This window comes from Polaromonas sp. P4_F6 (assembly GCF_056401275.1).
This window is the reverse complement of record NZ_JBFUJQ010000001.1, coordinates 977258-998245: the sequence shown is the minus strand read 5'-3', so window position 1 is coordinate 998245 and position 20988 is coordinate 977258. Positions and strand designations below refer to the sequence as shown.

21 protein-coding genes and 1 tRNA gene are annotated in these 20988 nt (G+C 63.3%); 14 read left to right on the top strand and 8 right to left on the bottom strand.

The window, feature by feature from the left end; all coding sequences use genetic code 11:
- Positions 1-46 precede the first annotated feature (46 nt).
- Together AC1DUN_RS04770 and AC1DUN_RS04765 are read right to left on the bottom strand one after the other, a co-directional pair.
- Positions 47-820, bottom strand: a complete 774-nt coding sequence (locus AC1DUN_RS04770) for an anti-sigma factor (RefSeq protein ID WP_477712940.1) — start codon at positions 818-820, stop codon at positions 47-49.
- The gene (locus AC1DUN_RS04765) at positions 817-1392 is read right to left on the bottom strand and encodes an RNA polymerase sigma factor (RefSeq protein ID WP_477712939.1); all 576 of its coding nucleotides are present in this window, start codon (positions 1390-1392) and stop codon (positions 817-819) included. The genes AC1DUN_RS04770 and AC1DUN_RS04765 overlap by 4 nt, the downstream gene beginning before the upstream one ends.
- A 174-nt stretch (positions 1393-1566) precedes the next feature.
- Between AC1DUN_RS04765 and ppnP the strand changes: the two genes are divergently transcribed.
- Positions 1567-1893 (top strand): pyrimidine/purine nucleoside phosphorylase, encoded by a 327-nt coding sequence (ppnP, locus tag AC1DUN_RS04760; RefSeq protein ID WP_477712938.1) that lies wholly within the window; start codon positions 1567-1569, stop codon positions 1891-1893.
- Positions 1894-1921: 28 nt separating this feature from the next.
- The gene (gene argG / locus AC1DUN_RS04755) at positions 1922-3259 is read left to right on the top strand and encodes an argininosuccinate synthase (protein WP_477712937.1); all 1338 of its coding nucleotides are present in this window, start codon (positions 1922-1924) and stop codon (positions 3257-3259) included.
- A 56-nt stretch (positions 3260-3315) separates the two neighbouring features.
- On the opposite strand, the gene AC1DUN_RS04750 is transcribed toward argG, so the two are convergent.
- Both AC1DUN_RS04750 and murB read right to left on the bottom strand, forming a co-directional pair.
- Complete coding sequence (locus AC1DUN_RS04750; protein WP_477712936.1) at positions 3316-4185, bottom strand: glycine-rich domain-containing protein; 870 nt, start codon at positions 4183-4185, stop codon at positions 3316-3318.
- 1 nt (position 4186) lies between these two features.
- On the bottom strand, positions 4187-5251 hold the full coding sequence (gene murB / locus AC1DUN_RS04745; RefSeq protein WP_477712935.1) for a UDP-N-acetylmuramate dehydrogenase: 1065 nt from the start codon (positions 5249-5251) through the stop codon (positions 4187-4189).
- Between the two features lie 69 nt (positions 5252-5320).
- On the opposite strand from murB, the gene AC1DUN_RS04740 reads away from it, so the two are divergent.
- Together AC1DUN_RS04740 and AC1DUN_RS04735 are read left to right on the top strand one after the other, a co-directional pair.
- On the top strand, positions 5321-5806 hold the full coding sequence (locus tag AC1DUN_RS04740; protein ID WP_007866093.1) for a YajQ family cyclic di-GMP-binding protein: 486 nt from the start codon (positions 5321-5323) through the stop codon (positions 5804-5806).
- 1 nt (position 5807) lies between these two features.
- The gene (locus tag AC1DUN_RS04735) at positions 5808-6515 is read left to right on the top strand and encodes a retropepsin-like aspartic protease family protein (RefSeq protein WP_477712934.1); all 708 of its coding nucleotides are present in this window, start codon (positions 5808-5810) and stop codon (positions 6513-6515) included.
- Between the two features lie 22 nt (positions 6516-6537).
- On the opposite strand, the gene plsY is transcribed toward AC1DUN_RS04735, so the two are convergent.
- The 3 genes from plsY to AC1DUN_RS04720 form a co-directional block, all read right to left on the bottom strand.
- A complete protein-coding gene (gene plsY, locus AC1DUN_RS04730; RefSeq protein WP_477712933.1) occupies positions 6538-7170 on the bottom strand; it encodes a glycerol-3-phosphate 1-O-acyltransferase PlsY in 633 nt (210 codons plus the stop codon).
- 72 nt (positions 7171-7242) lie between these two features.
- Positions 7243-7755 (bottom strand): aminoacyl-tRNA deacylase, encoded by a 513-nt coding sequence (locus AC1DUN_RS04725; protein ID WP_477712932.1) that lies wholly within the window; start codon positions 7753-7755, stop codon positions 7243-7245.
- Positions 7756-7860: 105 nt separating this feature from the next.
- Positions 7861-8922: an aldo/keto reductase gene (locus AC1DUN_RS04720; protein WP_477712931.1), complete on the bottom strand. Its 1062-nt coding sequence runs from the start codon at positions 8920-8922 to the stop codon at positions 7861-7863.
- A gap of 285 nt (positions 8923-9207) precedes the next feature.
- Here AC1DUN_RS04720 and AC1DUN_RS04715 point away from each other — a divergent pair, with 285 nt between their 5' ends.
- A complete protein-coding gene (locus AC1DUN_RS04715) occupies positions 9208-9873 on the top strand; it encodes a YiaD family glycine zipper/OmpA-like lipoprotein (RefSeq protein WP_477663955.1) in 666 nt (221 codons plus the stop codon).
- A 53-nt stretch (positions 9874-9926) separates the two neighbouring features.
- On the opposite strand, the gene AC1DUN_RS04710 is transcribed toward AC1DUN_RS04715, so the two are convergent.
- Positions 9927-11696 carry an acetate--CoA ligase gene (locus AC1DUN_RS04710; RefSeq protein WP_477712930.1) on the bottom strand — a complete coding sequence of 590 codons (1770 nt, stop codon included), beginning with the start codon at positions 11694-11696 and terminating at the stop codon, positions 9927-9929.
- A gap of 8 nt (positions 11697-11704) precedes the next feature.
- Here AC1DUN_RS04710 and AC1DUN_RS04705 point away from each other — a divergent pair, with 8 nt between their 5' ends.
- From AC1DUN_RS04705 to AC1DUN_RS04665, 9 genes are all read left to right on the top strand, one after another.
- Complete coding sequence (locus AC1DUN_RS04705) at positions 11705-12712, top strand: alpha/beta fold hydrolase (RefSeq protein WP_477712929.1); 1008 nt, start codon at positions 11705-11707, stop codon at positions 12710-12712.
- Between the two features lie 76 nt (positions 12713-12788).
- Positions 12789-13893 (top strand): peptide chain release factor 2 gene (gene prfB / locus AC1DUN_RS04700; RefSeq protein WP_139200916.1). Its coding sequence is split into 2 segments (ribosomal slippage): positions 12789-12869 and positions 12871-13893, totalling 1104 coding nucleotides; the frame shifts between segments, so codons are not numbered across the junction.
- Positions 13894-13974: 81 nt separating this feature from the next.
- Positions 13975-16698 carry an aminopeptidase N gene (gene pepN / locus AC1DUN_RS04695; RefSeq protein ID WP_477712928.1) on the top strand — a complete coding sequence of 908 codons (2724 nt, stop codon included), beginning with the start codon at positions 13975-13977 and terminating at the stop codon, positions 16696-16698.
- Between the two features lie 17 nt (positions 16699-16715).
- Positions 16716-17573 carry a tetratricopeptide repeat protein gene (locus AC1DUN_RS04690; RefSeq protein ID WP_477712927.1) on the top strand — a complete coding sequence of 286 codons (858 nt, stop codon included), beginning with the start codon at positions 16716-16718 and terminating at the stop codon, positions 17571-17573.
- A gap of 75 nt (positions 17574-17648) precedes the next feature.
- The gene (locus AC1DUN_RS04685; protein ID WP_477712926.1) at positions 17649-18656 is read left to right on the top strand and encodes a class 1 fructose-bisphosphatase; all 1008 of its coding nucleotides are present in this window, start codon (positions 17649-17651) and stop codon (positions 18654-18656) included.
- 23 nt (positions 18657-18679) lie between these two features.
- Positions 18680-18755: transfer RNA gene (locus AC1DUN_RS04680), tRNA-Thr, on the top strand.
- Between the two features lie 234 nt (positions 18756-18989).
- Positions 18990-20000 (top strand): transglutaminase family protein, encoded by a 1011-nt coding sequence (locus tag AC1DUN_RS04675; protein ID WP_477712925.1) that lies wholly within the window; start codon positions 18990-18992, stop codon positions 19998-20000.
- 14 nt (positions 20001-20014) lie between these two features.
- A complete protein-coding gene (locus tag AC1DUN_RS04670) occupies positions 20015-20650 on the top strand; it encodes an RHS repeat-associated core domain-containing protein (RefSeq protein WP_477712924.1) in 636 nt (211 codons plus the stop codon).
- Positions 20647-20982, top strand: a complete 336-nt coding sequence (locus AC1DUN_RS04665) for an Imm58 family immunity protein (protein ID WP_477712923.1) — start codon at positions 20647-20649, stop codon at positions 20980-20982. Before AC1DUN_RS04670 ends, AC1DUN_RS04665 begins: the two co-directional genes overlap by 4 nt.
- The last annotated feature ends 6 nt before the right edge of the window (positions 20983-20988 follow it).

Below are 20988 nucleotides of genomic sequence, written 5' to 3'. Positions count from 1 at the left end.
TACCAACGCCCCTTTTTGCTGCCCGCCTGGAATGACCAAATGACCCTTACTTCGGCGTTTCCAGGAGTGCGCCCTTGAACAGCACCGGCCCGGTCGGCCCGCTGCCCGGCGGCACGCCGCCCTTGGGCTCCAGTGTGATCGCCAGCGTCGGCACCTGCCGCATGTCGGTACCCACGGCAGCCAGGCGAACCACCGGGTCGGCATTGAGCACACCCAGTGATTTGGGCGCCGCACCGGGCGGCAGGGCCCACAGCTCCAGCGATTTGTCGGCTTGTTCCCGAAAGCCGCCCACGCGCTTGAGCACCAGGGTTTTGTTCTTGGGGTCAAAAGTCACCAGCAGCGAGGCCGCGGCCTTGTCGTCGGTCAGCACGGCCACGTATTCAATCTCCGGCGTGGCCGTGAGTCTGGCCGACAGCTCGCCGACCTGCCCGCTGAGCCGCGAATTCACGTTGAGCCCGACCACGATGGCCAGCACCGCCGCCAGCGCGCCTGCGGCACTCGCGCCGCGCCACAGGCCCAGGCTGGCCCACCAGCCGGCTGCCGCCGGCGCGGCGCCGCGCGCGGCCTGCATGGCGCGCGCCTCCTTGTCGGCCCTGACGAGGTTTTCAATGCGCGTCCAGACCGCCGGGCTGGGTGCCGCCTGCGGCTGCAGTTCGGCCACGGAAGCCAGCCGGCTTTGCCAGACCAGCGCCGCGGCGCGCAGGGTGGCGTTGTCGCGCGCCAGCGCCTCAAAACGGCGGCGCGCGCCGCCGCGCAAGGTGCCCAGCGCATAGCTGGCCGCGAGTTGCTCCATCAGGGCGGGGTTGTTCTGGATGTTCATGCAAACCTCGCCATGCAGCCGCGCAGCTGCTCAAGCCCTCGCCGTATCCATGTTTTCACGGTACCCAAAGGCAGCTTCAACTGCTCGGCCAGCTCGCTATGGCTCAGATCGCGCAAATAAGCCAGGCTCACCACTTCACGCTGTTTTTGTTCCAGCCGGCCCAGGCACTGGTGCAGGGCCCAGGCCTGCTCGCTGGCCTGGGTGGTGTCCATGGGGTTGGGCGAGTCGCCCGCCACGGTGTCGGAGAGCACATCGTCCAGCTCCTGCATCAGGTCGGCCCGGTCGGAGGCGCGGCGGCGCAGAAAATCCAGGCCGCGGCTTCTGACAATCAGCCCCAGCCAGGCCATGGGCGGCGAAAGGCTGGCCTTGTAGTCACCGGCAATACGCCAGATGGTCAAAAACGCCTCCTGCAGCACGTCCTCGGCCCATTCGCGCTTGCCCACCACACGCACCGCGACGCCGTACAGCTTGGATGAGCTCAGGTCATAGAGCTCCCGCAGGGCTTTTTCATCGGCCCCGGCCACACGGTCTATCAGCGCAATCAATTGAAGATCCGGGCTTTGTGCTTTCATGGACAACATTCTGGGTTATTCATGGGGGTACGCGATAGAGGGCCCGGTGGATTCAAGGCCGGCACGGCCCCAAGGCCCGTCGTGACCTAAAATCAGTGGTTTTTGGCGGCGGGCCGCGATGCGCGGCGCTTTCCTCGCCTTTTTCTACCTTTCGCCCTCTTTTCAGCCCTCCACATGCCCACCGAAAAAATCGACAACGTCAGCGTCAGCACCCAGGCCAATGTGTACTTTGACGGCAAATGCGTGAGCCACGGCATCACCTTCGCCGACGGCAGCAAAAAATCGGTGGGTGTGATCCTGCCGGCCACCCTGACCTTCAACACCGGCGCGCCCGAGATCATGGAATGCGTGGCCGGCGCCTGCGAATACAAGCTGGCCGGCAGCGACAGCTGGGTCAAATCCTCGGCCGGCGAAAAATTCAGCGTCCCCGGCAACGCCAAGTTCGAGATCCGCGTCGCCGCCGGCGAAGCGGCTTACCACTACATCTGCCACTTCGGCTGATCCTTCCCACGCCTTCCAGGAAACCCTCATGGCCACCATACTCCAGAACCTTCCCGCCGGCCAGAAAGTCGGCATCGCCTTTTCGGGCGGACTCGACACCAGCGCCGCCTTGCACTGGATGAAGCTCAAGGGCGCGATTCCCTACGCCTACACCGCCAACCTGGGCCAGCCCGACGAGCCCGATTACGACGAGATCCCGCGCAAGGCCATGCAGTACGGCGCCGAAAAAGCCCGGCTGATCGACTGCCGCAGCCAGCTGGCCGCCGAAGGCATTGCCGCCCTGCAGAGCGGCGCCTTCCACATCACCACTGCGGGCGTGACCTACTTCAACACCACGCCACTGGGCCGTGCCGTGACCGGCACCATGCTGGTGTCGGCGATGAAAGACGACGACGTCAACATCTGGGGCGACGGCAGCACCTTCAAGGGCAACGACATCGAGCGTTTTTACCGCTACGGCCTGCTGACCAACCCAGGCCTGAAGATTTACAAACCCTGGCTGGACCAGCTTTTCATCGACGAGCTCGGCGGCCGCGCCGAAATGTCGGCCTTTATGACCAAGGCCGGCTTCGGCTACAAGATGTCGGCCGAAAAAGCCTATTCCACCGACTCCAACATGCTGGGCGCCACGCACGAGGCCAAAGACCTGGAAGAGCTCTCCACCGGCATGAAGATCGTCAACCCCATCATGGGCGTGGCCTTCTGGAAAGACGAAGTCGAAGTCAAGCGCGAGGAAGTCACCGTGCGCTTTGAAGAAGGCCGCCCCGTCGCGCTGAACGGCAAAACCTTCCCCAGCATGGTCGAGCTGATCCTGGAAGCCAACCGCATAGGCGGACGCCACGGCCTGGGCATGAGCGACCAGATCGAAAACCGCATCATCGAAGCCAAGAGCCGCGGCATCTACGAGGCCCCGGGCCTGGCGCTGCTGTTCATCGCCTACGAGCGCCTGGTCACCGGCATCCACAACGAAGACACCATCGAACAATACCGCGACAACGGCCGCAAGCTGGGCCGCCTGCTCTACCAGGGCCGCTGGTTCGACCCCCAGGCCATCATGCTGCGCGAAACCGCCCAGCGCTGGGTGGCCAGCGCCATCACCGGCGAAGTCACGGTCGAGCTGCGCCGCGGCAACGACTATTCCATCCTGAACACGGTCTCCAGCAACCTGACCTATGCGCCCGAACGCCTGAGTATGGAAAAGGTGGAAGACGCGCCGTTCTCGCCAGCCGACCGCATTGGGCAGCTGACCATGCGCAATCTGGACATTACGGATACGCGGGCCAAGCTGGGGATTTACACGCGCTCCGGCCTGCTGTCGCTGGAGCCCGGCGCGGCCATCCCGCAACTGGGTAAAACCGGCGAATAAGCCGCTGAGGCCCCCCAAAGAAAAGCCGCCCCAGGGCGGCTTTTTTCATGGCAGGCTCAGTCGCCACCCCCACCGCAGCCCGAGCCACAACCCGAACTGCACCCACTGCTGCCATCCGAAGAATCTCCGCCGCTGCTGGACTCGCTATTGCTCGAGGACTGGCTGCCGCCAAAGCCGTCGGCATCGCCGCTGTAGCTGCCGTCTGAAAAGCTTTCACCGCAGTAGGTGTGGACCCCGCCCTGCCCATCCTCGCGGCGCACGCCCTTGCAATCGGCCAGGTAGACAAAGCCGCCGGGAATCGCGAACTTGGCATCCAGCGCGAACAGCAGTGGCAGCCGGCTGGGCTGCTTGGGGTTGATGGACTCGTCGCGGCAAGCCCAGAACCAGGCGCGGCGCAGGCCGTCGTTGGTGGAGGCCTTGCGGCCCAGCACTTCGGCCGGCACGTGGTCGATGAAGCGCCCTATCACCAGGTCGCACCACTCACGGTAGGCCGAGGTGTGCAGGATGAACTCGTGCCACATGCTGTCGACCACCTGCGAGGGCATGGCGACAAAGCGTTTGTTGCTGCGCTGGCAGGCGATGAAGAACTGGCGCAGGCCGCGTTCCACGAGTTCGGTATCGCGCAGGCTCAGGTGCGGATAGGCGTCCATCAGCTTGCGCCTGAGGAAGCGGGGCAACGGGGCCTCACGCACCAGCCGGCTGCGCTCGCGGGCCGCCCAGATGCCGGCGCTCAGCATGAAGGCGAACGAAACGAAAATCGCGCTCATGCCCCAGCCCGGCGGACGCCAACCCGTCAATATCGCGCCCAGCATCAAGCCAACCCAGACGAAGGCCAGCATGGCCGCGGTGGAACGCGAATGCCGCAGCACCAGCCGGCGCAAGGGCGATACCTCCGGGCCCCGATACACTTTTCCTAAACGTGCCATGTCAGACCACCACCGGTTCAGGCTCCAGCAGGATGCCGAAGCGTTCATACACACTGGTCTGGATGGCCTTGGCCAAGGTCATGACCTCGCCGCCCGTCACCGGGTCGGCCGTGCCGCCGCGGTTGACCAGCACCAGCGCCTGTTTTTCGTAGACGCCGGCATTGCCTATGGACTTGCCTTTCCAGCCGCAGGCGTCTATCAGCCAGCCCGCGGCCAGCTTGACCGCGCCGTCGGCGAGGTGGTAATGAACAATCTTGGGTTCGCGCTGGATGATGTCGGCGCACTGCTCGGGCGACACCGTGGGGTTCTTGAAAAAGCTGCCGGCGTTGCCAATCACCTTGGGATCGGGCAGCTTGGCCTTGCGGATCTCGCAAATCCACTCATAAATCTGCATGGCATCCGGCGCCTGCACACCCAGCTGCTGCATCTTTTTCTCGATGTCGGCATAACCCAGCACGGCCTTCCAGGTTTTGGGCAGGGCCAGGCGCACCCGGGTGATGACGGCTTTGCCTTCCAGGCCGAAGCCGTGGCCGCCCGGGGCGGGGGCCGCGCTGCTGTGCTTGAACACCGAATCGCGGTAGCCGAAGGCGCATTGCGCGGCATTGAGGGTAAAGGGCCGCCCTGTCGTCAGGTCGATGGCGTCCAGCGATTCAAAGCGGTCCTGCAGTTCCACGCCGTAAGCGCCTATGTTCTGCACCGGTGACGCGCCCACCGTGCCGGGAATTAATGCCAGGTTTTCCAGGCCCGGGTAGCCGTTTTGCAGGGTCCAGCTGACCAGGTCGTGCCAGTTTTCACCGGCGCCGGCCTCGATGATCCAGGCCTTGGCGTCTTCGCGCAGCAGCCGTTTGCCCATGATCTCGACCTTGAGCACCAGCGGCTTGACGTCGCCGGTCAGCACGATGTTGCTGCCGCCGCCCAGCACGAACTTGGGGGCGGCCTTCAGGGCCGGATCCCGCAGCACGGCGGCAATATCGGCTTCATCGGCCACCCGGACCAGGCTCAGGGCCTTGGCCACGATGCCAAAGCTGTTGGAATGCTGGAGCGGAACGTTTTTCTCGACTAACATCCGGGGGATTGTCTCACCCCGACGCCTCCCCCTTACTCCCTTACCGTCCCCCTCATAAAGACTCGCACCATGCCCTCTTTCGACACCGTTCTTGAAGCCGATCTGGTCAAGGTCAAAAACGCCGTGGAAAACACCGGCAAGGAAATCGCCACGCGCTTCGACTTCAAGGGCACCTCCGCCTCCATCGAGCTCAAGGACAAGGACATCACGCTGATCGGCGACAGCGACTTCCAGCTCGACCAGATCAACGACATCCTGCGCAACAAGCTCACCAAGGCCGGCGTGGACATCCGCTTCCTGGATATCGGCAAGGCCGAAAAAATCGGCGGCGACAAGGTCAAGCAGGTATCCAAGGTGCGCAACGGCATAGAGGCCGAGCAGGCCAAAAAAATCCAGCAGCTCATCAAGGGTAGCAAGGTCAAGGTGCAGGCCTCCATCCAGGGCGACGCGGTGCGCGTGACCGGCGCCAAGCGCGACGACCTGCAGACGGCCATGGCCATGATCCGCGCCGAAATCAGCGACTTTCCGCTGAGCTTCAATAACTTCCGGGATTGAAATGAAATCCCCTGCCCGGGTGTTAAAAGGCGTGGCAGCCGCCAGCTGCGGCGCCTGTTCACGGGCCGCTTTGCTGATAACGCTGGCCCTGCCCCACGGCGCCGCACAGGCCCAGACCGTGGGCCTGGCCGGCATGATGGGCAACAAGGCCTTGCTGATTGTGGACGGCGGCCCGCCCAAGACGGTGGCCCCCGGGGAGACCCACCAGGGCGTCAAGGTGGTCTCCATCGCGGGCGACCAGGCGGTGGTGGAGCTGGGCGGCAAGCGCCATGCGCTGCGCATCGGCGAAGCACCCATGAGCGTGGGCGCCGGCGGCGGCCCGGGCACCCAGGCCGGACAGGGCAACCGCATTGTGCTGACGGCGGGCAGCGGCGGCCACTTCATGACGCAGGGCCAGATCAACGGCAAGATGGCCCAGTTCCTGGTCGACACCGGCGCGAGCGCCGTGTCCATGTCGCTGGCCGATGCCGAGCGCATGGGGGTTGACTACAAATCCGGCCGGCCCGTACAACTGAACACGGCCAACGGCACCGTCATGGGATGGCAGACCTCGCTCGCCTCGGTGCGTGTGGGGGATGTGGAGGTGTATAACGTGCCGGCCGTGGTGGCGCCTCGCACAATGCCTTTTATCCTGCTGGGCAACAGCTTCCTCACGCGCTTCCAGATGAACCGCACCAATGAAGAAATGGTCTTGACCCGGCGCTTCTAGCCGGAACAAGGATCGCGCTGGCTCAGGCTTTCTTGCCGCTTCCCAGCTTTGACTCCGTACCCTTGAGCAGCTTGTTGATGTTCTCGCGATGGCGGTACACCAGCAACGCGCTGATCGCGAACATCACCAGCAGCATGGCCTTGTCGACATACCAGGCTTCCCGGTCGCCGAAGAGGTAATACAGGGGCGCGAAAGCCGCCGAGACCAGGGACGCCAGCGAGGAGTAGCGCGAGAAAAAGGCGATGATCACCCAGGTCGCCAGCGTGGCCAGGCCCAGCACCCAGCTCACGCCCAGCAGCACGCCCGCCGCCGTCGCCACGCCCTTGCCGCCCTTGAACTGGAAAAACACCGGGTACAGGTGCCCGAGGAAAGCCGCGAAGCCGACGGCGGCCATGGTGCCGTCGCCCAGGCCGTAGTCGGCGCCAAACCATTTCACCAGCACCACCGGCAGCCAGCCCTTGAGGCCGTCCAGCAGCAGGGTGGCAATGGCGGCCGGCTTGCTGCCCGAACGCAGCACATTGGTGGCGCCCGGATTTTTGCTGCCGTAGCTCCTGGGGTCGCTCAGGCCCATGAGCTTGCTGACGATGACCGCGAAGGACAGCGAGCCGAGCAGGTAGGCCAGCAGCGTGGCGACTATTGAATATGCGTAAACCATGGGGTCTCCCTCTTATAGATAGTGGCTGCCGGCCCTTTGCCGGCTCTTGGTGCCGGCTCCTGATGCCGGCGTTCAGCCGTAGCCGGCGGCATTGTCCAGGCTCAGCGCACAGTTCACCGATTTTGCACCGAGCAATGTGACGCACACCTGCGGGTCCAGCCCGACCAGGTAACCGCGCCGCCCGCCGTTGATGGCGATTCTAGGCAAAGCCAGGATGCTTTCCTCGATATAGACCGGCATGGCCTTGCGCGTGCCGAAGGGCGAGGTGCCGCCCACCAGGTAGCCGCTGTGCCGGTTGGCGACCTCGGGCTTGCAGGGCTCGACCGACTTGGCGCCTATTTGCCGCGCCAGGTTTTTCGTCGAGACCTTGCGGTTTCCGTGCATCAGCACCAGCAGCGGCCTGGCGTCCTGGTCCTGCATGACCAGGGTCTTGACGACGGTGAAGGGATCAAAGCCCAGCACCTCGGCACTGTGCTGGGCGCCGCCGTGCTCCAGGTACTCATAGGGGTGCTCGGTGAACTCGACCTTGCGGGCTTTCAGCAGTTGGGTCGCCGGCGTTTCGCTGACGTGGCCCTTCTTACTCACCAGGTCGCTCCACACCAAGGGTCGGCGCGGAACCGGCTTCGCCGGGCCGCAGCGGACGCCCCCGGAGGGGGGAGGCGCCGAAGGCGCGTCGGGGGGAAGCCATCTCTAGAGCGCGGGGTCCCGCAGCTCCCAGCGGATTTTGTCGATCTCAGCGAGCACTTCAGGGCTTAACGTGGTACCCCAGGCATCCAGGTCTTCGTCAAGTTGCGCGACCGAGGTCACACCGATGATGGTGCTGGCCACCTGCCATTTGGTGTAGCAAAAGGCCAGCGCCATTTGCGTGGGCGTCAGGCCGTTGGCGCGCGCCAGCGCGTTGTAGCGCCGCGCGGCGGCCAGTGCCTCGGGGCGGCCCCAGCGCTGCTTGCGCGTGGACTCGAATTTGGCGATACGCGCCTCCTTGGGCGCATTCGCGCCTTCGAAACCCGATTCGTCGTACTTGCCCGTCAGCAGGCCGAAGCCCAGCGGCGAATAGGCCAGCAGCGAAACGCCCAGCCGGTGCATGCTTTCATCCAGGCCGTTTTCCACCGTGCGGTTGACCAGGCAGTAGGGGTTTTGCACCGAGGCCACGCGCGGCAGGCCGTGCTGCTCGGCCAGGCGCACAAACTCATGCACGCCATAAGGCGTTTCGTTGGACAGGCCTATGGCGCGCACCTTGCCCGCCTTGACCAGGCCGGCCAGCGCCTGCAGCTGTTCATGGATGGGCGTGGCCGAGCGTTCCTGCGCGGGGTTGTAGTACAGCGCGCCGAAGGCCGGCACATGGCGCTCGGGCCAGTGGATCTGGTACAGGTCAATGACGTCCGTCTGCAAGCGCTTCAGGCTGGCGTCGCACGAAGCCACGATGTCCTTGGCTGTCATGCCGCTGCCTTCGCGCACCCAGGGCATGCCGCGCGAGGGGCCGGCCACCTTGCTGGCCACCACCAGCTTGGCGCGCGCCGACGGGTTTTTGGCGAACCAGTTGCCGATGATGGTCTCGGTGGAGCCGAAAGTCTCGGCGCGCGCCGGCACCGAATACATCTCGGCCGTGTCCAGGAAGTTGACGCCGCGCGCCAGCGAGCGGTCCAGGATGGCGTGCGAGGTTTTTTCATCCACCTGTTCGCCAAAGGTCATGGTGCCCAGGCAGACAGGGGTCACATGCAGGTCGCTGGAGCCGAGTTGAACTTTATTCATGGGATTTGCGCTTAATGCGGTTGGAGTGGGATGGATGCAGGCCTCGAAACACTGTTGCGCCAATGAGAAGCGAGTGTGACGAAGTTCACAAAGCGGCTAGTTTAAGGGCTCTGAACACGGCGTGCTGGCGGCCCCGATTCGGGCCCTTGTCTTACAACTGCTCACCAATTGCCGGCCTAGTATTCACAGACCGGCGATTTAATCCCCCCGTGGCTGAATCCTGAACTGAATTCAAAAGCACACTTTTATAACGACATCACTCAATTTTTCCCGAGGAGAATTTCCATGAACAAACTGACCATCACTTCCCTGAGCTGCGCCGTCCTGGCCGCCGTCACGCTGTCCGGCTGCGCCAACATGACGGAAACCCAGTCCGACACGGCCAAGGGCGCCGGCATAGGCGCGGTGGCGGGTGCGCTGCTGGGCGCGGCCACCGGCGGCTCCAAGGGTGCGGCCACCGGCGCGGTGCTGGGCGGTGCGGTTGGCGCGGGCGGCGGCTATATCTGGTCCAAGAAGATGCAGGACCAGAAAGCCGCGATGGAACGTGCCACCGTGGGCACCGGCGTGGCCGTGAGCCAGACCACCGACAACCGCCTGAAGCTGGACATCCCCAGCGACGTCTCGTTTGACGTGGGCCGCTCGGCCATCAAGCCCAACTTCGCGCCCATCCTGAACCAGTTCGCGACCAGCCTGAACCAGAACCCGGTCACGACGGTCACCATCATCGGCCACACCGACAACACCGGCTCGGACGCCATCAACAACCCGCTGTCCATAGACCGTGCCGACTCGGCCCGCGACTACCTGGTCAGCCGCGGCGTGGCCCGCACCCGCATCGTGACCGACGGCCGCGGTTCGCGCGAGCCTGTGGCCGACAACAGCACGCAGCAAGGCCGCGATAAAAACCGCCGCGTCGAAATCTATGTGGCAGAGCAGGTCGCAGCCCGCTGAACATTGGGTAACTCATAAAAAAAGCACCTTCGGGTGCTTTTTTTATGTCCGCGTCAGGCCGGCGACTGCGCCTTGAATCTTTCTTCTTCCTGCAAGCGCAGCACCCGCCGCTGCACCTTGCCCGTGGTCGTCATGGGCAGCGCGTCTATGAACTCAATCTCCTTGGGATACTCATAAGGCGCCAGCATGGTTTTGACATGCGCCTGCAGTTTCGCGGTGAGTTCCTCGTCAAACCCGGCCGCACCGCCCGGATGCGCCGCGCGGGCCGCGACCTGGTCGGGCGCAATCACCACATAGGCCTTGACCACGGCGCCGCGTTCGCGGTCGGGTTTGGGCACCACGGCCGCGTTGGCGACGGCCGCGTGCTTGACCAGGCAATTCTCGATCTCGCCCGGGCCTATGCGGTAGCCCGCTGCCTTGAACACGTCGTCGGCGCGGCCCTCGTACCAAAGGTAGCCCTCGGCATCGCGGCGCGCCAGGTCGCCGGTGCGGCACCAGTCGCCGGTGAATTTATTGCGGGTCGCGGTCTCTTTCTTCCAGTAGCCCAAAAAGAAAATCGGGTCGGGATCGCCGTGCACGTCATAACGGTTCACCGAGACATCGCCAGGCACGCCCACAGCGCATTCATTGCCTTCGTCGTCTATCACCGCCACGCGGTGGCCCGGGTAGCCTTTGCCCATGCTGCCCGGCCGGGCAGGCCAGAAGCGGCTGCAGTTGCCCACGACGTAGTTGATTTCGGTCTGGCCGAACATTTCATTGACGGTGACGCCGAGCTGCTCCTGGCAGTAGGCAAACACCGCATCGCCCACGGCCTCACCGGCGCTCATCATGGCTTGCAATTTCAACTTGAAGTGCTGCCCGGGCCGAGGGTAAGCCTTCATCATGGCCTTGAGGGCCGTGGGGAACAAAAAGGTGTGCGTCACGCCCTGCTCCGCCATCAGGCTGAAGGCCAGCTCGGGACTGAAGCGCCCGTTAAAGGCGACTATGGGCCGGCCGAAATACAGGCTGGGCAGCAAAGCATCCATCAGCCCGCCCGTCCACGCCCAGTCCGCCGGAGACCAGAAAACCGCGTCCGATTTTTGATTGGTTTTGCCGTCAAAGCCAAACCAGTTGTGGCTGCAGACAAAACCCGGCAGGTTGCCTATCAATGCGCGGTGCGGCAGCAGCGCCCCCTTGGGCGGGCCCGTGGTGCCACTGGTGTAGATCAGGATGGCGCCTTCATCGGCCTTGGTCTTGGCGGCCGTGAAGACACCCTTTTGCGCCGCGAGCGCGCTGTCGTAGTCGAGATCGCCCTGGCCCCGGGCGCTGCCGGCGGCGATCACCGTGTGCAGCGCCGGGCAGTTGCCGCGAATCGCCTTGAGGCTGGCGATGGAACTCTCGTCGCAAATGGCCACCGCGGCATCGCTGTCCTGCAGCCGGTATTCCAGCGCCTCAGGCCCGAACAGCATGGACAGTGGCATGGCCACCGCGCCCATCTGGAACACCGCCATATAGGCCACGGCGGTTTCCAGGCGCTGCGGCATCACGATGGCGACGCGGTCGCCGCGCTGCACACCCAGGCCCGTCAACACCTGGCTTAGCGCATCGGCGGCCTTTTGCAGCTCCTGGAAGCTGTGCAACACCGTCTTCGCGCCCGGCTTGTGAGCCCGGATGGCGGTTCGGGGCTCGGCCCGCGCCCAGCGGCTGCAGCAGGCCTCGGCGATGTTGAAAAATTCATCGACCTGCCAGCGAAAGCCGGCGTGCAGCGCCGCGTAGTGGTCGGCTTGTGCGTTGGCCGGCTTGTCTCTGTGTTGACTGCGCTTTGTGTCTTGTCTCTTTATCATGGGGTCCAATGTACAAAGAAAAACGCTCCTCCCGCAGCGAGTTTGTCCCTATACGCGGCCTCAGCTACCACGTGCGCATCTGGCAGGCACCCCAGACCGACGCCGCGGCCGCCAGCGCCGGGCCGCCCCAAGCAAGGCCAGCCCCCTCGGGGGGCAGCGAACCACACGCAGTGGGGAGCGTGGGGGCACCACTTGTCCTGGTCCATGGCTGGATGGACGTAGCCGCTTCCTACCAGTTCATGGTGGACGCCCTGTCCGACGCCTTTGCGCAAGGCCGCACCATCATCGCCCCCGACTGGCGCGGCTTTGGGCTCACGGGCTCGGGCCCGGACGGCAGCCCCGCCGACAACTACTGGTTTGCCGACTACCTGGCCGACCTGGATTTTTTGCTGGACCACTATGTGGGCGAACAAGCCGTGGACCTGGTCGGCCACAGCATGGGCGGCAATGTCGCCATGCTGTATGCCGGCGTGCGGCCCGCGCGCATACGCCGGCTGGTCAACCTCGAAGGTTTCGGCCTGCCGCCCAGCAAGCCCGAGCAGGCGCCGGGCCGTTATGCCAAATGGATGGACGAGCTCAAAAGCCTGCGGCGCGGCGAACTCGCGCTCAAGGCCTATGACAGCGTGGACGGCGTGGCGCGCCGCCTCATGAAAACCAACCCGCGGCTGTCGGCCGACAAGGCAGGCTGGCTGGCCAGCCACTGGGCACGGCCCGATGCGGCGGGGAAATGGAACATCCTGGGCGAAGCCGCGCACAAGATCACCAGCGCCCAGCTTTACCGCGTCGACGAAGCGCTGGCGATTTACCGCTGCATCAGCGCGCCCACGCTGGCCGTCGAGGCCTCCGACGACTCGCTGGCCACCTGGTGGCAGGGCAAATACAGCCTGGCCGAGTACCACGAGCGCCTGAAACAGGTGGCCCAGGCCCGGGTCGCCGTGATCCAGGACGCCGGCCACATGCTGCACCACGACCAGCCGGAACAGCTGGCAACACTGATTGAGGGCTTTCTGGAGTAATAACCCCCGTGTCATGAGAAAATGACGGGTTCAGCCGCCCTCTTGCGGCTACCACCTTATTCAGGACAGAAGAACCATGGAAGCAGAACGCATCAACCTCATCAGCAACCAGCTCGTCGACCTCAGCAACCGGGTCAACGAGCTTCGGGGGTATCTTTGACTACCCTGCCAAAGAACGCAAGCTGAACGAAGTCAACGCCGCGCTTGAAGACCCCAAGGTCTGGGACAACCCCAAGCGCGCGCAGGAACTCGGCAAGGAAAAAAAATCGCTGGAAGACGTGGTCCATGTGATCGACCGCCTGAGCTCCGAGCTCTCCGACAACAGCGAACTCTTCGAGATGTCCAAGGGCGAAGGCGACGACGCCGGCATGGCGACGATTGAAGGCGAAGCCGCCAAGATCGCCGCCGAGGTCGAAAAAATGGAATTCCGCCGGATGTTCAACAACCCGGCCGACCCCCTGCCCTGCTTCCTGGACATCCAGGCCGGCGCCGGCGGCACCGAAGCCTGCGACTGGGCCAGCATGCTGCTGCGCCAGTACCTCAAGTACGCCGAGCGCAAGGGCTTCAAGACCACGGTCGAGGACGAATCGCCCGGCGACACCGCCGGCATCAAGGGCGCGACCATCAAGATCGAGGGCGAATACGCCTTCGGCCTGCTGCGCACCGAAACCGGCGTGCACCGCCTGGTGCGCAAGTCGCCGTTTGACTCCTCGGGCGGGCGCCACACCTCGTTTGCCTCGGTCTTTGTCTATCCTGAAATCGACGACTCCATCGAGATCGAGATCAACCCGGCCGACGTGCGCACCGATACCTTCCGCGCCAGCGGCGCCGGCGGCCAGCACATCAACAAGACCGACTCGGCCGTGCGCCTGACGCACATCCCGACCGGCATCGTGGTGCAGTGCCAGGACGGCCGCAGCCAGCACAGCAACCGCGACGTGGCCTGGAAGCGCCTGCGTTCGCGGCTGTACGACTTCGAGCTGCGCAAGCAGCAGGAAGCCCAGCAAAAGCTGGAAGACACCAAGACCGACGTGGGCTGGGGCCACCAGATCCGCAGCTATGTGCTGGACAACAGCCGCATCAAGGACCTGCGCACCAATGTCGAGGTCTCGGCCACGCAGAAGGTGCTGGACGGGGACCTGGACGTTTTTATCGAAGCCTCGCTGAAGCAGGGCGTTTGATGCCCGCGGCGGCCGGCGCGGCCGCCCGGGCTTTCGCTGAGTGATTGTTTGAGTTTTTAAGATTGTTTTGAGGAAGTAGCCATGTTGCAAATGCCCGATGACCGTGGATCTGGACAAGGGCCCACGGTGGTCATCAACCGCGCCGACTACATCGCCCCCGCCTACTGGATAGACACCGTCGACCTGTGCTTCGACCTGGACCCGGCGAAGACCCGCGTGCTCAACAAGATGCGCATGCGCCGCAACCCCGACGTGCCGCCCCAGCCGCTCAAGCTCGACGGCGAGGAGCTCAACCTGGCGCGCGTGCTGGTCAACGGCCAGGGCACCTCCTTCAAGATGGAAGGCAGCCGCCTCGTGCTGGAAAACCTGCCTGAAGGCCACGAGCCCTTCGAGCTCGAAATCTTCACCACCACCTGCCCGGCCAAGAACACCAAGCTGATGGGCCTGTACGTCAGCAACGACTCCTTCTTCACGCAGTGCGAGGCCGAGGGCTTCCGCCGCATCACCTACTTCCTGGACCGCCCCGACGTGATGGCCAGCTACACCGTGACCCTGCGCGCCGACAAGGCACAGTACCCGGTGCTGCTGTCCAACGGCAACCTGGTGGACCAGGGCCCGCTGGAGCCCGGCCCCAACGGCGCGCGGCATTTCGCCAAATGGGTGGACCCGCACAAAAAGCCCAGCTACCTGTTCGCCCTGGTGGCGGGCCAGCTGGTCAGCCGTGAGCAGCGCATCACCTCGCGCGCCGGCAAGCAGCACACGCTGCAGGTCTATGTGCGCCCCGGCGACCTCGACAAGACCGAGCACGCCATGGCCTCGCTGATGCATTCGGTGGCCTGGGACGAGGCCCGCTTTGGCCTGCCGCTGGACCTGGAGCGCTTCATGATCGTCGCCACCAGCGACTTCAACATGGGCGCCATGGAAAACAAGGGCCTGAACATTTTCAACACCAAGTACGTGCTGGCCAACCAGGCCACCGCCACCGATGTGGACTTTTCCAACATCGAGAGTGTGGTCGGCCACGAGTACTTCCACAACTGGACGGGCAACCGCGTCACCTGCCGCGACTGGTTCCAGCTGAGCTTGAAGGAAGGCCTCACGGTGTTCCGCGACCAGGAGTTCAGCCAGGACCTGGCCGGCGCCCCTTCAGCCCGCGCCGTCAAGCGCATCGAGGACGTGCGCGTGCTGCGCACCGCCCAGTTCCCCGAGGACGCCGGCCCCATGGCCCACCCGGTGCGGCCCGACAGCTATGTCGAGATCAGCAACTTCTACACCGTCACCATTTACGAAAAAGGCGCCGAGGTCGTGCGCATGATGCAGACCCTGGTGGGGCGCGAGGGTTTTGCCCGCGGCATGACGCTGTATTTCGAGCGCCACGACGGCCAGGCCGTCACCTGCGACGACTTCGCGCAGGCGATTGCCGACGCCAACCCCATGTCGGACCTGGCGCGCCTGCTGCCCCAGTTCAAGCGCTGGTACAGCCAGGCCGGCACGCCGCGCGTGCACGCCCAAGGCCGCTACGACGCCGACGCCCGCACTTACACCCTCACGCTGTCGCAAAGCTGCGCGCCCACGGTGGGCCAGCCCGTCAAACAGCCGTTTGTGATCCCGGTCGGCCTGGGCCTGCTGGGCGCGGACGGCCAGGATTTGCCGCTGCAACTGGCTGGTGAAAGCCAGGCCCCCGCCCGCACGCGCACCGTGGTGCTCACGCAGGCCGAAGAGACCTTCACGTTCAACGGCATAGCCGCCGAGCCCGTGCCGTCCATCCTGCGCGGCTTCAGCGCCCCGGTGGTGCTGGAGTTCGACTACAGCGACGCCCAGCTGCTGCACCTGCTGGCGCACGACAGCGACCCCTTCAACCGCTGGGAAGCCGGCCAGCGCCTGGCCGTCAACCGCGCCATCGCGGCCATCACGGCTGAGGTGACACCCGCCGCCGTGCTCGACGAGGCCTACCTGGACGCCATGCGCCAGGTGCTGCGCCACCCCGGCCTGGATGCAGCCTTCAAGGAGCTGGTGCTCACATTGCCGTCCGAAACCTACCTGGCCGAGCAGCTCGAGGTGGTGGACCCGCAGCGCATCCACGCGGTGCGCGAGGCCATGCGCCTGCAGCTGGCCACGGCCCTGGCGGCCGACTGGGAGGCCGTCTACGAAGCCAACCACGACACCGGCGCCTACACGCCTGACCCTGTCTCCAGCGGCCGCCGCGCGCTCGCGGGCATGGCCTTGACCTATCTGTGCCTGGCGGCACAAAGCACCGGCGATGCCGGCTGGCCGCGCAAGACCCTGCAGCGCTTCAAGGACGCCGGCAACATGACCGACCGCTTCAACGCGCTGGCCGCGCTGGTCTCCAGCGGCCATGCCCTGGCCGGCGAGGCACTGCCGCTGTTCCACGCCATGTTCAAGGACGAAGCCCTGGTCATCGACAAATGGTTCGGCCTGCAGGCCGGCGCGCCGGACCGCGGCGGCAACATCCTGCCGGCCGTCAAGCAGCTCATGAAGCATGCCGACTTCAGCCTGCGCAACCCCAACCGCGCGCGCAGCGTGGTCAGCACCTACTGCCAGGGCAACCCGGCCGGCTTCCACCGCGCCGATGCCGCCGGTTATGTGTTCTGGAGCGAGCGCGTGATGGAACTCGACGCCATCAACCCGCAGGTCGCCGCCCGCCTGGCGCGCGCCCTGGACCGCTGGAGCAAGCTGGCCGAGCCCTACCGCAGCGCGGCGCGCGAGGCGATTGCGCGCGTCGCGGCCAAGACCGATTTGAGCAAAGACACGCACGAGGTGGTTTCCCGCGCACTGGCCGACTGAACGAGGACGACACCACCATGGCATTTTTCTCATTTGGTACCCCCGCAAAGCGGTTTGCGAAGAAGTTCAACCGGTTGCGCAGCACCGTGTACGACGCCAGCAGCATGTTCAGCGGTTCACGCATGTCGGCCGACCTGGCCGCGCTGCAGCCCCTGGCCGAGGCCGTGGGAGCCGATTCCGACGAAATGGCTGACCTGCTGTGGCTGCAGTTCGTGGTGTTCCACAAACGCCAGCAGGACAGCGAAGGGCTGCCCCTGGGCCTGCGTGCCCTGGCCATGCGCGCCGCCAAGGGCGGCCTCACGCCCACCGAACGCTACGAACAACACTACGCCCTCGGCGAGTCGGCTCTGGAGGCTGAGGACTACGACACCGCTATCGAACACCTTCAGCAATCGGCCCACTGGGCCGCGCACGAAGGCGCCACGCTGGGCACCGAGCAGAAGCTGGGTATTCGCGAAGAGATAGGCTACGCCCTGCACGAGGCCGGCCGCTTCGCCGAAGCGCTGGCGCACAACCGGCAACTGCTCACCGATGCGCAAGCCGCCTTCGGCTTCGGCACGGACAAGCGCCTCTCGGGTGTCATCAACAACCTGGCGCAAAATGCCTACGAGCTGGGCAAACATGCCGAGGCAAAAACCTGGCTGCAACAGCGCCTGGCGTTGGGCAAGGCCCTGGAGGACACCGACATCGTGCTCGACGCCTTGTTCCAGCTCGGGGTGCTCGCGCACGAAACACGTCGGACTGCCGAAGCACGCGCCTTCTTCCAGCAACGCGTGGACATTGCGCGCGCCAAGGACGACGAGTACCTGTTGGAGAGCGCCCAGGCCACGCTGGCCGAATTTGAAGAGCGCAAACAGCCAGGCAAGCTCCGCTGATCACCTCGCCCGGCCATACCCGGCAACCACATCGCCGCCCAACCGATCCAACCTTTCATCGAACGGAGCCCCCCCATGTCCCAGAAAATCTCCCTGACCCGCTACCTGGTGGAGCAGCAGCGCATGGACGGCCACATCCCGTCGCAGCTGCGGCTGCTGCTCGAAGTCGTGGCGCGCGCCTGCAAAAGCATCAGCCAGGCCGTCAACAAAGGCGCGCTGGGCGGCGTGCTGGGCACGGCCTCCAGCGAGAACGTGCAAGGCGAAGTCCAGAAAAAGCTCGACATCATCGCCAACGAGGTGCTGATCGAGGCCAATGAATGGGGCGGCCACCTGGCGGCCATGGCTTCGGAAGAAATGGACAGCATTTATGTGGTGCCCAACCGCTACCCCCAGGGTGAATACCTGCTGCTGTTCGATCCCCTGGACGGCTCCAGCAACATCGACGTCAACGTCAGCATAGGCACCATCTTCAGCGTGCTCAAAAAGCCCGAAGGCCATGCCGGCGTCGAAGAAAAAGACTTTCTGCAGGCCGGCAACAAGCAGGTCGCGGCCGGTTATTGCATTTACGGCCCGCAGACCACCCTGGTGCTGACGGTGGGCGACGGCGTGGCCATGTTCACCCTGGACCGCGAGCAGGGCTCTTTTGTGCTGACCGAGGAAAACGTCAGGATTCCCGAGGACACGAAAGAGTTCGCCATCAACATGAGCAATATGCGGCACTGGGACGCGCCGGTGAAACGCTACATCGACGAATGCCTCCAAGGCAAGGACGGCCCGCGCGGCAAGGACTTCAACATGCGCTGGATCGCCTCCATGGTGGCCGACGTGCACCGCATCCTGACCCGCGGCGGCGTGTTCATGTACCCCTGGGACAAACGCGAGCCCGAAAAGGCCGGCAAACTGCGCCTGATGTACGAAGCCAACCCCATGAGCTGGCTGGTCGAGCAGGCCGGCGGCGCCTCCACCAACGGCAAACAGCGCATCCTGGATTTGCAGCCAACCAAGCTGCACGAGCGGGTCAGCGTCATGCTGGGCTCCAAAAATGAGGTCGAACGGGTGACCTCCTACCACTCCGGGCTATAATCTCGGGCTGTATTCCAAAATAAGCCGGTGTAGCTCAGTCGGTAGAGCAGCTCATTCGTAATGAGAAGGTCGGGTGTTCGATTCATCTCTCCGGCACCATTTCACGCGCTAAAACGCGAGAGTGGTTACTTACAGGAAACAGCTGATGTCAAATCTGATGACAGTTGGTTTTCCATTCAAGCACAAGCCCTCAATTGAGGGCTTTTTGCTTTCTGGGTAATTTGCACGATCGTGCTCGTTGGCTTCAGTAGTACCCTTGTGGGTTGCGCTACGACCAAACACACCCCGATAGCATCGTCACCGTGACCCTCCTTTTGCCCATCTGAACAGCACATGCGACACGCCCGCTTGCCACTTGCTATGGGTATGTGGGCCGTCCTGTTGCTGGTGACGGTGATTCACAGCCCAGTCCATGCCCAACGCGTTGACCCCGAGGTCCAGACGCTACGCGCCATTCTGCAGAAGCCAGACGCAGAAATTGACTTGGCGAAGGTCAAGCTAACCATCGACCACATGGTTGACCCCAGCGTAGATGTCGAAGCCAATCTTCAAAAGCTCGATGCAATGGCTGCTTCCGTCAAGGCGTCAGCCGGCGCCAATGCTCCCAGCTTAAAAACAGCTTCCATGCTTCGGTCATACCTGTACGACGCGGGTAGCTGGAACAACAGGCAACCCTTCCAATACGACCTGGACGATCCATTCGGACAACGGGTTAATAGCAAGCTGCTGTCAACCTACCTCACCACGAGAAGGGGCAACTGCGTTTCGATGCCAACGTTGTTTGTCCTGTTGGCACAAAAGTTGGGACTGGACGCGACCTTCGCCGAAGCGCCCGGTCATTTCTTTGTGAAATACCGGGATGAGGCAGGTCGCTCTTACAACCTGGAAGCCACATCTGGCGGCAATCAAAAGGCAGACGAGAGCTATCAGCGAGATACGCCGATGACTCCGCAAGCACTGAAGAGCGGCATCTACATGCGCCCCTTCAGCAAGAAAGAGGCTGTCGTGACAGTCTTGATGGACCCGCTCATGGAGCATTACAAATTCCGAGGCAATCCTGAACGGATCATCGCCTTATCTGACTTGGCATTGGAGTACTACCCCAAGAATGCCGATGCAATGCTGAACAAAGGTTATGCTTATTACCTGATTTTGAAGAGGGACTTTCTTCAAAAATACCCTGCCCCCAAAGACATTCCAGCGGCAGACAGATCACGATTCGAAGACCTGAGCCGGAATAATCATGCCTGGTTTCAAAAAGCCGAAGAGCTTGGATGGAGAGAGCCCAACACAGAAGCAGATGCAAGGTATCTACAAACAGTGAGAAAAGTAAAACGCAACTAAGGGAGGAAGTTCGTATGAGTGTTTACAAATTCATCAAAGCCAGTGTGGTGGTGATAGGGCTTCTGGGCCTGGGCGGCAACGCTCTGGCGCGCTACATGCAGGCCGACCCTATCGGTATGGAGGGCGGCATAAATCAATACGCCTACGTCGAAGGTAGTCCTTTATCAATGGCGGACCCGATGGGCTTGGCTGCATGCACAGTTCTATTTCCAGATTACCCAATTGATACAGGTTTAGGGTTCACGTCAACGAGCCTCGGTGGACATGGTGGAGTTGCAACGTATGACGCACAAGGATCGACTCGTTACTATGAGTATGGCCGGTATCCTTCATCGAGCCCATTGGTGATTGGCGACAAGCGATCTGAGCAGGAAGGCAATGTCCGACGTGTTCCGGTTCCCAATTTAAAGATGGACCCAGCGACTGGAGAGCCCACCGCCGCGTCCATGGAGGCCTTAAAAAAGGCATTGTCTGAAAGGGCTGGGCACAATACCGCTGCCGAGATGAGTTGCGATAGGAACGCAGACGAGAAGAAGGTTAATAAATACGCCGAAGATTTTTCCAGGAATCGCCCACCCTACAGCTGGAAGCCTTGGAATCCAAATCAATGCCGAACTTTTTCCAATAACGCAATCGGTGCTGGCAAATGAATGCTCCGAACAAGTGGAAGATAGCAACTGTAATTCTGGCGCTCTGTTGCATCGGCTTGGTCTACCGAGTATTCGACCAGGGTATTACTCGCACCTACACAGACGCCGGACAGGAAACATCTTCCAGGCACATCAAACTTCTCATCGGCTTGATAGGCCACGATTGGAATGGACAACCAAAGGAGCAAGTGATGAAGCGATTAAACGCATACGTCGCTTCTCAGCCTCAAGGCTCAATTGTTCTCAAGCCAGAGCCTGAAACCGGTGACATCATGTTTGAGGATGTGCGATTTGAGTTTCGAGATGGCAAGCTAGTGAAAGTCAGTTCGTAGCTTGTT

Excerpts from the sequence above, each read along its gene's own strand:
- AC1DUN_RS04735 (WP_477712934.1), top strand. The coding sequence starts at position 5,808 with ATGAAATCCCCTGCCCGGGTGTTAAAAGGCGTGGCAGCCGCCAGCTGC.
- AC1DUN_RS04715 (WP_477663955.1), top strand. The coding sequence starts at position 9,208 with ATGAACAAACTGACCATCACTTCCCTGAGCTGCGCCGTCCTGGCCGCC.
- AC1DUN_RS04770 (WP_477712940.1), bottom strand. The coding sequence starts at position 820 with ATGAACATCCAGAACAACCCCGCCCTGATGGAGCAACTCGCGGCCAGC.
- AC1DUN_RS04720 (WP_477712931.1), bottom strand. The coding sequence starts at position 8,922 with ATGAATAAAGTTCAACTCGGCTCCAGCGACCTGCATGTGACCCCTGTC.
- ppnP (WP_477712938.1), top strand. The coding sequence starts at position 1,567 with ATGCCCACCGAAAAAATCGACAACGTCAGCGTCAGCACCCAGGCCAAT.
- AC1DUN_RS04665 (WP_477712923.1), top strand. The coding sequence starts at position 20,647 with ATGAATGCTCCGAACAAGTGGAAGATAGCAACTGTAATTCTGGCGCTC.
- murB (WP_477712935.1), bottom strand. The coding sequence starts at position 5,251 with ATGTTAGTCGAGAAAAACGTTCCGCTCCAGCATTCCAACAGCTTTGGC.
- AC1DUN_RS04740 (WP_007866093.1), top strand. The coding sequence starts at position 5,321 with ATGCCCTCTTTCGACACCGTTCTTGAAGCCGATCTGGTCAAGGTCAAA.
- plsY (WP_477712933.1), bottom strand. The coding sequence starts at position 7,170 with ATGGTTTACGCATATTCAATAGTCGCCACGCTGCTGGCCTACCTGCTC.
- AC1DUN_RS04675 (WP_477712925.1), top strand. The coding sequence starts at position 18,990 with ATGCGACACGCCCGCTTGCCACTTGCTATGGGTATGTGGGCCGTCCTG.
- AC1DUN_RS04670 (WP_477712924.1), top strand. The coding sequence starts at position 20,015 with ATGAGTGTTTACAAATTCATCAAAGCCAGTGTGGTGGTGATAGGGCTT.
- AC1DUN_RS04685 (WP_477712926.1), top strand. The coding sequence starts at position 17,649 with ATGTCCCAGAAAATCTCCCTGACCCGCTACCTGGTGGAGCAGCAGCGC.
- AC1DUN_RS04710 (WP_477712930.1), bottom strand. The coding sequence starts at position 11,696 with ATGATAAAGAGACAAGACACAAAGCGCAGTCAACACAGAGACAAGCCG.
- argG (WP_477712937.1), top strand. The coding sequence starts at position 1,922 with ATGGCCACCATACTCCAGAACCTTCCCGCCGGCCAGAAAGTCGGCATC.
- AC1DUN_RS04765 (WP_477712939.1), bottom strand. The coding sequence starts at position 1,392 with ATGAAAGCACAAAGCCCGGATCTTCAATTGATTGCGCTGATAGACCGT.
- AC1DUN_RS04705 (WP_477712929.1), top strand. The coding sequence starts at position 11,705 with ATGTACAAAGAAAAACGCTCCTCCCGCAGCGAGTTTGTCCCTATACGC.
- AC1DUN_RS04690 (WP_477712927.1), top strand. The coding sequence starts at position 16,716 with ATGGCATTTTTCTCATTTGGTACCCCCGCAAAGCGGTTTGCGAAGAAG.
- AC1DUN_RS04750 (WP_477712936.1), bottom strand. The coding sequence starts at position 4,185 with ATGGCACGTTTAGGAAAAGTGTATCGGGGCCCGGAGGTATCGCCCTTG.
- pepN (WP_477712928.1), top strand. The coding sequence starts at position 13,975 with ATGTTGCAAATGCCCGATGACCGTGGATCTGGACAAGGGCCCACGGTG.